The 13,249-nt window shown below is 73.9% G+C and carries 13 protein-coding genes; 4 read left to right on the forward strand and 9 right to left on the reverse strand.

Features of this window, described 5'->3' with window-relative positions:
* Positions 1–72: 72 nt before the first annotated feature.
* From flgK to RKE38_RS07050, 6 genes are all read right to left on the reverse strand, one after another.
* A complete protein-coding gene (flgK, locus tag RKE38_RS07025; protein WP_316006728.1) occupies positions 73–1,440 on the reverse strand; it encodes a flagellar hook-associated protein FlgK in 1,368 nt (455 codons plus the stop codon).
* Positions 1,440–1,781 carry a hypothetical protein gene (locus tag RKE38_RS07030; protein WP_316006729.1) on the reverse strand — a complete coding sequence of 114 codons (342 nt, stop codon included), beginning with the start codon at positions 1,779–1,781 and terminating at the stop codon, positions 1,440–1,442. The genes flgK and RKE38_RS07030 overlap by 1 nt, the downstream gene beginning before the upstream one ends.
* Complete coding sequence (fliS, locus tag RKE38_RS07035; protein WP_316006730.1) at positions 1,778–2,179, reverse strand: flagellar export chaperone FliS; 402 nt, start codon at positions 2,177–2,179, stop codon at positions 1,778–1,780. The genes RKE38_RS07030 and fliS overlap by 4 nt, the downstream gene beginning before the upstream one ends.
* A 26-nt stretch (positions 2,180–2,205) precedes the next feature.
* Positions 2,206–4,089 (reverse strand): flagellar filament capping protein FliD, encoded by a 1,884-nt coding sequence (fliD, locus tag RKE38_RS07040; RefSeq protein ID WP_316006731.1) that lies wholly within the window; start codon positions 4,087–4,089, stop codon positions 2,206–2,208.
* A gap of 94 nt (positions 4,090–4,183) precedes the next feature.
* On the reverse strand, positions 4,184–5,011 hold the full coding sequence (locus RKE38_RS07045) for a flagellin (RefSeq protein WP_316006732.1): 828 nt from the start codon (positions 5,009–5,011) through the stop codon (positions 4,184–4,186).
* A 134-nt stretch (positions 5,012–5,145) separates the two neighbouring features.
* On the reverse strand, positions 5,146–6,018 hold the full coding sequence (locus tag RKE38_RS07050; protein ID WP_316006733.1) for a sigma-70 family RNA polymerase sigma factor: 873 nt from the start codon (positions 6,016–6,018) through the stop codon (positions 5,146–5,148).
* Positions 6,019–6,162: 144 nt separating this feature from the next.
* Between RKE38_RS07050 and flgN the strand changes: the two genes are divergently transcribed.
* Genes flgN through csrA form a run of 3 tightly spaced genes read left to right on the forward strand, consistent with a single transcriptional unit; the run spans position 6,163 to position 7,563 of the window.
* Entirely contained in the window at positions 6,163–6,759 is a 597-nt protein-coding gene (flgN, locus tag RKE38_RS07055) for a flagellar export chaperone FlgN (RefSeq protein ID WP_316006734.1), read from the forward strand.
* 16 nt (positions 6,760–6,775) lie between these two features.
* Positions 6,776–7,180, forward strand: coding sequence for a flagellar assembly protein FliW (gene fliW / locus RKE38_RS07060; RefSeq protein WP_316006735.1), 405 nt, complete (start codon positions 6,776–6,778; stop codon positions 7,178–7,180).
* Between the two features lie 53 nt (positions 7,181–7,233).
* A complete protein-coding gene (csrA, locus tag RKE38_RS07065; RefSeq protein WP_316006736.1) occupies positions 7,234–7,563 on the forward strand; it encodes a carbon storage regulator CsrA in 330 nt (109 codons plus the stop codon).
* Between the two features lie 3 nt (positions 7,564–7,566).
* Here csrA and RKE38_RS07070 read toward each other — a convergent pair whose 3' ends face one another.
* Positions 7,567–7,947: a LysE family translocator gene (locus tag RKE38_RS07070; RefSeq protein WP_316006737.1), complete on the reverse strand. Its 381-nt coding sequence runs from the start codon at positions 7,945–7,947 to the stop codon at positions 7,567–7,569.
* 223 nt (positions 7,948–8,170) lie between these two features.
* Between RKE38_RS07070 and RKE38_RS07075 the strand changes: the two genes are divergently transcribed.
* Entirely contained in the window at positions 8,171–11,458 is a 3,288-nt protein-coding gene (locus tag RKE38_RS07075) for a response regulator (RefSeq protein WP_316006738.1), read from the forward strand.
* Positions 11,459–11,539: 81 nt separating this feature from the next.
* Here RKE38_RS07075 and RKE38_RS07080 read toward each other — a convergent pair whose 3' ends face one another.
* Positions 11,540–11,926, reverse strand: coding sequence for a hypothetical protein (locus RKE38_RS07080; RefSeq protein ID WP_316006739.1), 387 nt, complete (start codon positions 11,924–11,926; stop codon positions 11,540–11,542).
* Positions 11,927–12,048: 122 nt separating this feature from the next.
* Positions 12,049–13,173 (reverse strand): CaiB/BaiF CoA-transferase family protein, encoded by a 1,125-nt coding sequence (locus tag RKE38_RS07085; RefSeq protein ID WP_316006740.1) that lies wholly within the window; start codon positions 13,171–13,173, stop codon positions 12,049–12,051.
* Positions 13,174–13,249 lie beyond the last annotated feature (76 nt).

Genomic DNA, 13,249 nt, shown 5'->3' on the forward strand with positions numbered 1-13,249 from the left:
ATCGCTCCGGTGCGCTCGGCGGGGTCGGGGTCGGTCGGTGGGGTGGCCGGTGGTGGTGGTCGGTGGCGCGCCTCAGCGCGCCATCGTCATCAGGGTGCTCAGCGTCTCGTCGACCGCGGTCACGAACCGGGCGGCGGCGGCATACGCGTGCTGGTAGCTCATGAGGTTGGTCATCTCCTCGTCGAGGCTGACGCTGGAGACGCCCTGGCGCGCGGTGTCGACCTGGCGCAGCACGACCCCCTGCACGTCGGCCTGCCGGGAGGCGCTCTGCGACTCGACGCCGAGCTGCACGACGAGGCTGCGGTAGCTCGCGTCGGGTCCGGTCGCGTCGCCGAGGTGCGCCGCCATGGCGGAGGCGTTGCCGCCGTCGTATGCCGGGGGCGGCGCCGAGGAGGCCGCGACGCCCTGGGGGTCGTCCATCGCCACGCGGAGGGTGCCGGCGGTGGTGCCACCGAACAGCGGGCTGCCGGTGCCACCGGTGCGGTCGAAGCCGGCTGCCTGCTGGGCGTTCACGGTGGTGACGACCGACGCGGCAACCGCGTCGAGGGCGCCGGCGTAGGTGGGGATCGTGGTGGTCAGGGCGGTGAGCAGCCCCTGGGCGGTGCCGCCGCCGAGGGTGGCCGGGGTCCCCGAGGCGGCCCACGCGACGCCGGCGCCTCCCCCGGCGGCGCGGGTGGGCTGCCCCGTGACGGTCAGCTCGGAGGCCCGGTTCCCGCTCACCAGCGCCGTGCCGCCCACGGTGACCGTGACGGTGCCGTCCTCGGCGAGGCGGCCGACCGCGCCCACCGACTCGCCGAGCTGCAGGACGAGCTGGTCACGCTGGTCCGACAGCTCGTGCGCCGGCACCCCGGAGGCGGTGGCGCTGCGGATGGCGTCGTTGAGCCTGGCGACGTCGGCCGCGGCCTGGTTGGCCTGGGCCACGGTGGCGACCAGCTGCTCGCGGCCGTCGGACCACTGCTGGTCCAGGTCGTCCGCGACCCGGTTGAAGGCGCCGGCCAGCTGGGTGGCCTTGGCGAGCAGCGCGGTGCGGGGGGCGGTGCTGGTCGGGTCGTTCGCGACGTCGTGCCAGGCGTTCCAGAAGGCCGACAGCTGCGACTGCAGGCCGGTGCTGCCCGGCTCGCCGAAGGCGCCCTCGACGGCGCCGAGCGTGGACTGCGCGGTGGCCGCGAGCGCCTGCGAGCCGTGCACCTGCTGGGCGCGGGCCTCGAGGAACTCGTCCCGGATCCGCTCCGTGCCCGGGACCAGGACGCCGTCGCCGGTGATCGGTCCCGCGGCCCACATCGACGGCACGACGGAGGAGCCCTGCGCGACCTGGTCGAGGCGCTGGCGCGAGTACCCGGCGGTGTTCACGTTGCTGATGTTCTGTCCGCTGAGGTCGAGACCGCGCTGGGCCGCCTGGAGCGCACGGGCGCCCAGGCCGAGGCTGGCGAAGTCGGACATCAGGCCCTCGTGTCCAGGAAGGCCGGGTGACGGCGACCGCGGCTGCCGGGTGCGCCGCCCTCGGGGGCACGCTCGGTGACCCTGCGGAGCTCCCTGCCGGTGCGGGACAGCTCGCCGGCCACCCGGTGGGCGAGCGCGTCGGTGCGCGCCAGCAGGTCGCGGGCCCGGTCCCCCAGGTGCTCGGGGAGCGGGGTGCCCAGGTCGGGCACGAACGGCTCGGGCGCGACGGTCAGCGACCCACCGGACAGCTGCGCCTCGACGCGGTCGAGGTCCTCCTGGAGCCGGTCCAGTGCGCCGTCCCACGGCTGGCTCCAGGACAGCGCCCAGGACTCGGCGCTCACGACACGCCCTCGAGCGGCTCGGCCTCGGGGGTCAGCGCGGCGGTCGCGAACGCGTCGCGCAGCGGCTCGACGACCTCGAGGCAGTCCATGACGTAGGACTGCGACTTGGCCAGGTTGGCGCGCACGAGGGTGTGCGACAGGTACTCGTAGAGGGAGGCGAGGCTGCGTGCCTCCTCCCAGCGCTCGACGTCGAGCGAGCCGGTCAGCTCGGCGACGATCTCCTGCGCGTGGAGCAGGGCGTTGTGCGCGCCCGGGATGTCGGCGGACCCGATCGCCGTGTGCGCGGCATACAGGTCCTTGACGAGCCGGTCGTAGAGCATGACGACGAGGCGGCTCGGGGTGGCGGTGGTCACGGCGTCGGCCTGGTAGCGGCGGCGCAGCATCGCGGGGGTGGTCACGGTGGGAGCTCCTGGGTTGTCGCCGGCTAGTTCTTGCCGCTGGACGGGGTGGGCAGCGACGCGATCTGCCCCGCGAGCCACTGGCTCTGGGACTGCAGGCTGCCGAGCATGGTCTCGAGGGCGGCGTACTGGCGCTGGAGGCTGTCCTGCCGCATGGACATCCGGACCTCGAGGTTCGCGATCTGGTCGGTGTAGTCGCGGACCTGCTCCTGGGCGAGGTTCACCTGCCCGGTGACGTAGCCGTCGAGCGGGTCCGAGGCCGCCTTGACCGTGTCCGTGACGGCCGAGGCCATGGTCGTCAGCGTGCCCGCGACCGCGTCGGGGTCCTTGGCGTAGGCCGTGAGGAACGCCGTGCGGTCGAAGGTGAGGCTGCCGTCGCGCGCCACCTGGACCCCGACCATGCCCGGCGTGCTCGCCGAGGTGCCGACGGCCGTGTCCGTGATCCGCTGGGCCAGGTCGCGCGCCATCGAGCTGCCGAGGAGCGGCCCCGCGGTCTTGCTCGTGGCGTCGTACGAGGACTTGCTCGACAGGTAGGCCAGGACGTCGTTGGCGGCCTTGACCATCGCCTGGACCTTGTCCGCGATGCCGGCGCTGTCGTGGTCCACGGTGATGGTGACCGGGGTGGTGGGGTCGGCCTTGGCGGCCGTGACGGTGACGCCGGGGAGCAGCCCGGTGACGGACGCGGTCGGCGAGGTGACGTCGTACGCGCCGGGTCCCGTGCCGACCCGAAGGACGGTGTCGGTGCCCTTCTGCAGCTCGAGCATCGACCCGAGGGTGGAGGTCGAGGCGGGGAACGCGTTGTCTCCCAGGGTGACGTCGGACGCCGCCCCCGTGGTCATCGAGTTGAGCTGGAGCCGGTATGCCGTGGAGGACACCTGGACGGCGGTGGCCCGGACGCCCGCGCCGGCCCCGTTGATCGCCGAGACCACGGCCGTCAGGGAGGCGCCGGCCGCGACGTCGACGAGCGTCGCCGACGCGGTCCCGGCACGGAGGCCGCCGCTGAGGGTGAAGACGAGGCTGTCGCCGCCGGCGCCGTTGAGGCTCAGCTGGGTGCCGCGGGTCAGGCTCGAGACGGTGGTCGCGACCCCGTCGAGCGAGAGGACCGCGTCGGTGCCCGTCGCCGTGGTCGAGGTGTCGGTGAGGCCGAGGGCGGTGTTGGCGCCGGCCAGGGCGAAGCTGGCGGCCGAGCCCTCGTGGGTCGTGGCGACGCTGAGCGCACCGCCGGTCGTGGTGGAGGCGGTCAATGCACCGCCGGACGCGCGCGTGACCTCGGCCGCGAGCTGGTCGCGGGTGTAGGTGCCCTGCGCGAGGGTGAACGTCGTGGGGGTCGCCGAGCCGTCGAGCAGGACGGAGAGGCCTGCATTGGAGGCGTCGATCGTCACGGTGTCGGCCACCGGGGAGCCGGTGAGCGTCGCGCCGGCCGAGGACTGGGTGACCGCGACGGTGTGCTTCCCGGCCGCCAGGGTGGCGCCGGCCGTGGGCGAGGCGAGGCCGAGCGCGCCGAGGCCCTGGGCCAGCACGAACGGGCCGCCGGCGACGGCCGTGTCGAGGCTGGCGACCGAGCCGGAGGAGACCGCAGCCCCCGCGGTGGCGACCGACTGCACCGTGAAGGTCGTGCTGCCGGGCGTGGCGGTGGCGCCGGTGGTCGCGGTGGCGAGGGTCGCCTGCGAGGAGGTCGCCGTGGTCGAGGTCCAGGCGGAGGTCTTCGTGATGCTGTCGGGGACGAGGGCAGCGGCGGCCGTCTGCAGCGTGCTGAGGCTGCTGTTGAGCGCCTGCAGGACGCTGACCATCGTCTGGCTGGCCGCCTTGCCGGTGGTCAGGTAGGCGCCCGACTGCCGCTCGACCTGCATGAGGGAGCTGATGATCTGGGCGGTGTTCAGGCCGGAGACGAGTCCGTCGACCGAGGCCATGGCACTGCCTCCTTTCCTGGTGCTGGTGCAGGACGGGCGCGGGCCCGGGGCAGAGGGAGGGTCGCCCCCTCAGGCCCCGGGCCGCGCTCCGGACTCAGCCGAGCAGCTTGAGGACCGACTGCGGGGCGGAGTTGGCCTGCGCCAGCATCGAGACACCGGCCTGCTGCAGGATCTGCGACCGGGTGAAGGACGTCATCTCCTTGGCCATGTCGGTGTCGCGGATCCGGGACTCGGCAGCAGCCGAGTTCTCGGAGGCGACGCTGAGGCTGTTGATGGTGTGCTGCAGACGGTTCTGCACCGCACCGAGGTCGGCCCGGTTGCCCGAGACGGTCTTGATGGCGTTGTCGATCGCGGTGAGCGCGGTCGCCGCGCCGGCCGAGGTCGACACGTCCAGGGTGCCGGTGCCGAGGGTCGTCGTGTCGGCCTTCGCGAAGGCGACGTCGACGGTCTGGCCGCTGTTGGCGCCGATCTGGAAGGTGAAGGTGCCGGAGGTGCCACCGGTGCCGTCGAGGAGGTTCTGCCCGTTGAACTGGGTGGTGCTGGCGATGCGGTCGAGCTCGTCGTTGAGGGCCGTCACCTCGCTCTGGATGGCGGTGCGGTCGTCCGCGGTGTTCGTGTCGTTGGCCGCCTGGACCGACAGCTGACGCATGCGCTGCAGGATCGAGTGCGTCTCGTTGAGTGCGCCCTCCGCAGTCTGCACGAGGCTGATCGCGTCCTGCGCGTTCGAGGTGGCCTGGTTGAGGCCGTTGGTCTGGGCGCGCAGCTTCTCGCTGATCGCCAGGCCGGCGGCGTCGTCGGCGGCCCGGTTGATCCGCAGGCCCGAGGACAGTCGCTCGAGGCTGGTGGCCATCGAACTCTGCGTCGAGCTCAGGTTCCGGTACGCGTTCATGGCCGCGACATTGGTGTTGATCTGAAGACCCATGGTGGTTCCTCTCCTTGGATGGGGTCCCGGGGAGCCATCCGTGGCTCCCCGCGTCGGCCCAGGGGGTCGACACCGGCCCTATCGGCCGGGCCGAGCCGTCCCTGAGGACTTTCTCCGCGAGCGTGTCGCGGGACTCACTCGCCCACGACGCGGTGCGCGCGGTGGGTGCTCCCGATGCCGCCCGGGCGGCGGTTGTGGTGGCTGGCCCGGCCGGCGATCTCGGCGTAGTACGCGGCCCTGCGTCGGGCGACGACGCCGTCGGGTCGGGCCGGCACGAGCTCGGGGTCGAGGTGGGTGTTGAGCCCGTCGCGCAGCAGCCCGAGCGCCTCGGTGCGCAGCTGGGAGACGCGCGACTCGGTGACGCCGAGCTCCTCGGCCACCTCGCGGATCGGGCGGTCCTCGAAGAAGGTCCCGCGCACGACGGCCTGGAGCCGCTCGGGGAGGGCGTCGACGGCGGCGAGCAGGTAGGCGCGGCGCTCCCGCTCCACGACGAGCGACTCCGGTGTCGCGGTGGTGCGGGGCAGCAGCGCGTCGGCCTCGCCGTCCTCGCGCACGGCGTCGATCCGCAGCACGACCGACTGGTGCAGGTCCCGGCGCAGCTCGCGCAGCTCCTGGACCGACGTCCCCATCGAGGTCGCCAGCTCCTGCTCGCGCGGCTCGCGGCTCAGCCGGCCGGCGAGCGCCTCGCGGTGGGCCTCGCGCTCGCGGGCCCGGGCGCGCAGCGACCGCGACGCCCAGTCCATCGAGCGCAGCTCGTCGAGCAGCGCGCCGCGGATGCGCCGCGCGGCATACCGCCCGAACGGCACCCCGAGGGCGGGGTCGAACGAGCGGGCGGCGGCGACCAGCGCACCGAGGCCGGCCGACGTGAGGTCGTCGAGGGCGACGTGGCCGGGGAGGCGGGCGCTGAGCGAGCGCACCTCGTAGTGCACGATGGGAAGGTTCTCGCGGCAGGCCCGCTCGACGTCAAACTCGTCCAAACTGGCCTGAAAGCACTCAGTCGCGGTCACGTGGACGAGAATTGCGCACGCCACCGAGTGCTCCCGACCACCACAGCAGGTCTCCGCCCCTTCGGACAAGCAACCTCGGCCGTTCGGACGACGTTGGGTATGGAATGTGTCAGGAACCTGTGTTTGCGGCACTCCGCTGTGCTCATGGAAGCGCTTGCAGCCCGCGCGACCCTCGATGACGTCCCGAAACGGCTCAGGGATGCCGCCCGGCTGACGATGGGGGCGGTCGTGAGAACCGAGACCCGTGACGCCGCCCAGCAGTGCGCCGAGCTCTCCGGCGCCCTCTGGGCCGTCCGCGGGCTGCTCGAGCGCCTGGCCTACCGCCTCGAGGTGCAGCGCGCCCTGGTCGAGACCGGACGTGCCACCTGGGTGGCGCGGGCGGCGCAGGAGGTCGAGATCGCGCTGGAGCAGGTGCGTGGGGCCGAGCTGGTCCGCGCCGTCGACACCGCGCCGGTCGCCCTCGCGCTGGGCCTGGACGCCGACGCCACCCTGTCCCAGATCGCCGCGCTCGCGCCCGCGCCGTGGGACGACCTGCTCGCCGAGCACCGCACCGCCCTGCTCGAGGCGACCCGCGACCTGACCGAGTCCGCCGCCGCCAACCGCGACGTGCTCGCCGCCGGGGCCCAGGCGGTCGAGGACGTCCTCGCCCGCTTCACCGGGCCGACCCCTGCCGCGACCTACGGCCCGACCGGCGCCCGGCAGACCGACCCCACCCGCCGACTTTTCGACCAGAGCACGTGAGGCGACAATGACCGCGATGACCCTCGACGCCCCCTCCTCCACGACCACCCCTGTCGCGCACTTCGCCGAGGGCCTGGTGGGCTTCCCCGACGCGCACGACTACGCCCTGCACGGCGGCGAGGGTGGCGTCTTCGAGATGCTGCCGACCGACGGCTCGGGCCCGGGATTCGTCGTCGCCGCCGCGGGCGTCTTCTTCCCCGACTACCAGCCGGTCCTGGACGACGCCACCGCCCGGCGGCTCGGCCTCGAGGACGCCGACGACGCGCTCGTCCTGACGATCGTTACTGTGGGGGCGGACGTCAGCGCCGCCCATGCCAACCTGCTCGCACCGGTCGTGGTCAACACCCGCTCCGGAGTCGCCGAGCAGGTCGTCCTGAGCGGCCAGGACTTCCCGCTGCGGGCGCCGCTCGGCGCGCACTGACCACCGCAGGCGTCGACGACCATGGCCCGACGGGCCAGGGAAGGAGCCGGGGCGTGCTCGTGCTCAGCCGCCGTCCCCACGAGAGCTTCCGCATCGGCCACGACGTCGTGATCACCGTGCTGGAGGTCAACGGCGACAAGGTGCGGATCGGCATCGACGCGCCGTCGCACGTGCAGGTGCACCGGCAGGAGGTCTACGAGGAGGTGCAGCGGGCCAACGCCGCCGCGGCCGCCACCGAGCAGGGCGCGACGACCGACCTTGCCCGCGCCGTGCGCGGCGCCGCCGGTGACCGGGGCTCGGACCGAGCCGCAGGGACGGACGACGCCGCGACGTCGGCCGAGCCGGAGGAGCCAGGGCAGCCGGGCGCCGCTCCGGGGGCCTGAGCCTCACACCCGGGCCCGGGCGGGCACCTCGCGCGCCAGGACGACCGCGACGGCTCCCAGCAGCGTCCCCGTCACCCGGCGCTGCCACACCACCCAGGACGGGCGTCGCGTCAGCACCCCCGCGATGCCGCCCGCGGCCACGACGATGCCCGCGTTCACGGTCACGCTCACCGCGATCTGCACCGCGCCCAGGACGAAACCCTGCGCGACCGTGTGGCCGCGCGACGGGTCGACGAACTGCGGGATGAGGGCGAGGTACATGATCGCCGCCTTGGGGTTGAGCAGGTTGGTGACCAGCCCCATCCGGAACAGGCGTCCGGCACCGTGGCGGGCGGTGGGGTGCACCTCGAAGGGCCCCGGCCACCCGGCCGCAGCGCCTGCCACGCGAGGACCGCGACGTATGCCGCGCCGGCCGCCTTGAAGCCGATGAACAGCCACGGCACGGCGACGAAGACCACGGCGAGCCCGACGCCCGTCGAGACTCCCACGTGGCCAGCCTGTCACGGCACGGCGTCCGGTCGGGCCGGGGTCGTCCGAAGGGTCGTCCTTACGGCCCGGAAGCGCGCGTTTGCCCGGACAACGGCACGTTTGGTGCGAGGATTGGCCCGTGCCAGAGCCCCGCGACGTCGACCCCGCCGAGCTGCAGCGCTGGCTCGCAGAGGCGTCCCCCGACGGGCTGTGGGTGTTCGACCGCGAGGGCCGGACGGTCTACGCCAACGACCGGCTGGCCCAGCTGCTCGGACGCACCCCCGGCGAGATGCAGGGCCTGTCGGTGTTCGAGACGCTCGACGAGGTCGGGCGGCAGCAGTTCGCCCACCACCTGCGCGAGCTCGAGGAGACGGGTGAGCCCGGGGACAACCTCGAGTGCGCCCTCGTGCGCAAGGACGGCAGCCGGCTGTGGGCGCTGGTCAGCCACACCCCCATCCACGACGAGGTGGGGCGCCCGGTCGGCTGGCTGCACCGGGTCACCGACTACCGGCAGCAGCGGCGGCTCATCGAGAGCATGCAGCGCAGCGAGCAGCTGCTGGCCGAGGCGCAGCACATCGCCAAGATCGGCAGCTGGGAGTGGGACGTCGTCACCGACACCGTCACCTGGTCCGACGAGCTGTACCGCATCTACGAGCTCGACCGGGTGGAGGACCTGAGCCCCACCTACCAGGGCTTCGTCGACCGCATCCACCCCGACGACCGCGCCCAGGTCGAGGCGACCGTGCAGGCCGCCATGGAGACCGGCACGTTCGAGTTCGACGCGCGCATCATCCGGCACGACGGCGGGTTGAAGTGGATCCGCGGTCGCGGCCAGGCGACCCGCGACGCCACCGGCCGGGTGGTCCGCATGGGCGGCACGGCCCAGGACGTCACCGAGACCAAGGACGCCGAGCAGGCCCTCGCCCTCCTGACGTCGATGGCGACGGCGGCGAACGAGGCCACCACCATCACCGAGGTCATCCCGCGCATCCTGGCCGACGTCGCCGAGCACACCGGCTGGCGCGCGGTCGCGGCGTGGCGGGTGACCCACGACGGGGAGCTCGTCGCGGTCCCCGGCCGGACCCGCCCGGCGCCGCAGGCGGACGTCGACGAGGCGCGACGGCTGGCCAGGGCCGCGATCCGCAGCCTCATGCCGGAGATCTCGCGCAGCACCGAGGGCACCCACCTCGTCGCGGCCCCCGTGGTCGCGGAGGAGCGTGCCGCGTGCGTCATCGTCATGGACACCCGCGCCACGACCCCACCCACCGACAGCGACAGCGTCACCGTGGGGCAGGCGAGCGCGCTGTTCGCCCACGTCGCCGAGCGCGAGTGGGCGGCCGAGCGGCTCGCCCAGGCGCGCGACGACGCGATGCGGGCCTCGAGGGCCAAGTCGGACTTCCTGGCGACGATGAGCCACGAGATCCGCACCCCCCTCAACGGCGTCATCGGCCTGTCCGAGCTGCTCGGGCGCACCGAGCTGTCGCCGCAGCAGCAACGCCTCGCCGACGGCATCGACTCGGCCGGCCGCAGCCTGCTCGCCCTCGTCAACGACATCCTCGACCTGTCCAAGATCGAGGCCGGCCGGCTCGAGCTCGAGCGGGTGGAGTTCGACCCGACGAGCGTCGTCGAGCAGAGCACCACCCTGTCGGCCGAGCGGGCCCGGGCCAAGTCCCTCGAGCTCGCCGTCACCTGCTCCCCGGACGTGCCGCGGCGCGTCCTGGGCGACCCGGTGCGGTTCGGGCAGGTGGTCGCCAACCTGACCGCGAATGCCGTGAAGTTCACCGCGGCGGGCGAGGTCGTGGTGCGCTGCACCGTCGAGTCCGCCCGGGACGGGCACGTGCAGCTGCGTGTCGACGTGAGCGACACCGGCTCGGGGATCTCGCCGGAGGTCCAGGCCCGGCTGTTCACCGCGTTCTCCCAGGGCGACACCTCGACCACGCGGGAGTACGGCGGCACGGGGCTGGGCCTGGCGATCAGCCGGCAGCTCGTCACGGCGATGGGCGGCCGGATCGGGGTCAACAGCGAGGAGGGCGCGGGCAGCACGTTCTGGTTCACCGCGACCTTCGACGCGGCCGGCGAGGGGTCCGCGCCGCCGCCACCCACGAGCAGCGTCATCGCCGGGCTGCGCGCGCTCGTGGTCGACGACAACGAGACGAACCGGTTCATCCTCGAGGAGCAGCTGGCCGGGTGGAAGGTCGACGCGGTCGTCGCGTCGTCCGGCGTGCAGGGCCTCGGCCTGCTCGACGAGGCGGAGCGGCAGGGGGCCCCGTTCGACCTCGTGCTGCTCGACTACGTCATGCCCGGCGTCAACGGTGAGCAGTTCGCGCGGATGGTGCGCGCCGACACCCGCTTCGACGCCACGCGGATCATCCTGCTGACCTCGGCCATGGACCTCGGCTCGGGCGACATCGCCGCCGCCGGCATCGACGCCAGCCTGCTCAAGCCGGTGCTCCCCTCCGCCCTGCTCGACACCCTCAACACGGTGGGGGCCGCCAGCCGCCAGCCGGGTCCGGCCCCCGAGCCCGTCCCCGCCCCCGCCGCCCCCCGGCAGCAGGCGCGGTCGCTCGACCGGGGCCGGGTGCTCGTGGTCGAGGACAACGAGGTCAACCAGCTCGTGGCCGCCGGGATCCTGGAGTCGCTCGGCTTCGCCGTCGACCTCGCCGAGAACGGCCTGGCCGGCTACTACTCCTTCCAGAACGCCGACGGCGCCTACGACGCGGTGCTCATGGACTGCCAGATGCCGCAGATGGACGGCTACGACGCGACCCGCGCCATCCGCGCCTTCGAGGACGGCCGGCAGCACGTCCCGGTGATCGCGATGACCGCGTCGGCCATCGCCGGTGAGCGCGAGCGCTGCCTCGAGGCCGGCATGGACGACTTCCTCACCAAGCCCGTGGACATCGCGCTGCTGACCGACGTGCTCGACCGGCTCGTGGGTCCCAGGGCCACGAGCCCGGACGACGCAGCCGGGGCGGAGCCCACGCCCGGCCCCGCGCCGTTCGCTGCCGAGGCCGGGGCGGATGCCGCGCCCGGCCCCGCGCCGTTCGCTGCCGACCTCGCGCCCGAGCTGGCTGCCGCCCTCGACCTCGACCGGCTCGCCGAGCTGCTCGAGCTCGACCCCGACGACCCCAGCCTGCTGCTGCGGATGCTCGACCGCTTCGACTCCAGCACCGCCGAGACCATGGACACACTGCGAGCGGCGCACTCCGCCGGTGACGCGGAGGGCCAGGGGCGGGCGGCCCACAAGCTCAAGGGGACGGCCTCCAACCTCGGCGCGACCGCCCTGGCTGCCCTCTGCCTCGAGGTGGAGCATCTCGGCGAGGACGGTGTGCTGGTCGCCGACCCGGTGGTGCAGGAGCTCGAGCGGCAGCGGCGGCTGGCGGCCGACGCCCTGCGCGCCTACCGGGAGCAGGTCCGGCCCGGATGAGACCGACGCAGACGGCCGGCCGGAGAGGTCTCCGGCCGGCCGTCCGGCGTCTGGGCGGGAGCCGCCCGGGATGGGGTGGGTCTAGGCGGACTCGACGTCCGCGCCGAGCAGCCCGCTCGGGCTCGCGATGTACTGGCCCGTGCGCGCACCGAGGGCGAGCCGGCGGCGGACCTCCCTCATGAGGTCCTCGTTGGACGCGAGCATCAGGGTCTCGGTGGGGCTCAGGGGCGCCAGGACGTCCAGCCCGCAGCCCTGGGCGGCCTGGAGCACGAGCTCGCGCACGGGGAGGTTGAGCTCGCGCGCCAGCGCGGCCATGGCCCGCGGCTCGGGCCACTCCGGCAGGACCGGGGAGTCCAGGATGGCCTCGAGGGTCCACTCGTCGAGGGCGGTGCGCTGCATCAGCGTCTCCCGGCTCCAGCCGAGCAGGCGCATCTGCTCGAGGACGAACGTACCGAGACTGTTGGTCACAGTGGGCTCCCGAGGGTCACGAGGCAGGTGGTCGTGGGATGACTAAACCGCCGAACTGATACGCGGCACCGCGAACTTTGCCAAGCCTTGAATGACCACTCAACCGTTCGGACGAACGGAGTTCACTCTTCGGTCCCACCCATCCCGGGCAAACCGGGACGGGTGGGGCGCCCGGCCCGGAGCCCGGAGCCCGCGCCCGGGACGGGCGAGAAGCGCGGGACGACGCCCGGCTGGGTCGGCCCGGAGCCGCCCGGGTCCGGGAGGTAGGTGCCGCGCGCGGCGAGGTGGGGGTCCTGCGCCGCCTCGGCGAGCGAGAGCACCGGCGCCACGCAGGCGTCCAAGGCCTCGAAGAGCGCGGCCCACTCGTCGCGGGTGCGGGTCGCGAACGCGGCCTCGAGCCGGGCCGCGACCCCCGGCCACGTCGAGCGGTCGAGCTGCCGCTCCACGAGCTCGTCCGCCACGGCGCCGTCCAGCCCGAGACCCGCGAGCACGCGCGCCCAGAAGACCGGCTCGACGGCACCGACGGCCACCCAGCGGTCGTCGGCCGTCCGGTAGCAGCGGTAGAACGGGGCGCCACCGTCGAACAGGTTGGCGCCGCGCGGCCCCGGCCACAGCCCCGAGGCGACCATGGACTGCAGCATCGCGGTCGTCGAGGCGACGCCGTCGACGATCGCCGCGTCCACCACCTGGCCCTCACCGGTCGCGCGGGAGTGCAGGAGGGCCGACACCACGCCGAAGGCGAGCAGCATCCCGCCGGCGCCGAAGTCACCGAGAAGGTTCAGGGGCGGCACGGGCCGCCCGTCGGCCCCGGCGAACGCCTCGAGGGCACCGGAGATGGCGAGGTAGGTGATGTCGTGGCCGGCGCGACCGGCATACGGGCCCTCCTGGCCCCACCCGGTCATCCGTCCGTAGACCAGCGCAGGCCGGACCGACAGGAGGTCCTGCGGTCCGAGCCCGAGCCGCTCGGCGACCCCGGGGCGGAACCCCTCGAGGAGCACGTCCGAGCGCGCGGCGAGGTCGAGCACCGCTGCGCGGCCGTCCTCGGACTTGAGGTCCAGCTCCACGGACCGGCGGCCGCGCAGCAGCACGGCATGGGTCGGACGCAGGTCCTCCCCCGGCCGGTCCACGCGGACGACGTCCGCGCCGAGATCGGCCAGGAGCATGCCGGCATACGGGCCGGGGCCGATGCCCCCCAGCTCGAGCACGCGGACGCCGGACAGCGGTCCGGGACGCGGCGCACCACTCATGAAGGGCACGGTAACCGGTCGGGCACGACGGGACCGCCGGCGTCCCGTCCACCTCTGTCCCCTAGAGGTGGACGGG

Origin of the sequence: Phycicoccus sp. M110.8, assembly GCF_032464895.1 — a bacterium.
Taxonomy (GTDB): domain Bacteria; phylum Actinomycetota; class Actinomycetes; order Actinomycetales; family Dermatophilaceae; genus Pedococcus.

Coding starts and splice junctions, on each gene's coding strand:
- flgK (WP_316006728.1), bottom strand. CDS start 1,440: ATGTCCGACTTCGCCAGCCTCGGCCTGGGCGCCCGTGCGCTCCAGGCG.
- fliD (WP_316006731.1), bottom strand. CDS start 4,089: ATGGCCTCGGTCGACGGACTCGTCTCCGGCCTGAACACCGCCCAGATC.
- RKE38_RS07045 (WP_316006732.1), bottom strand. CDS start 5,011: ATGGGTCTTCAGATCAACACCAATGTCGCGGCCATGAACGCGTACCGG.
- flgN (WP_316006734.1), top strand. CDS start 6,163: ATGGAAGCGCTTGCAGCCCGCGCGACCCTCGATGACGTCCCGAAACGG.
- fliW (WP_316006735.1), top strand. CDS start 6,776: ATGACCCTCGACGCCCCCTCCTCCACGACCACCCCTGTCGCGCACTTC.
- RKE38_RS07085 (WP_316006740.1), bottom strand. CDS start 13,173: ATGAGTGGTGCGCCGCGTCCCGGACCGCTGTCCGGCGTCCGCGTGCTC.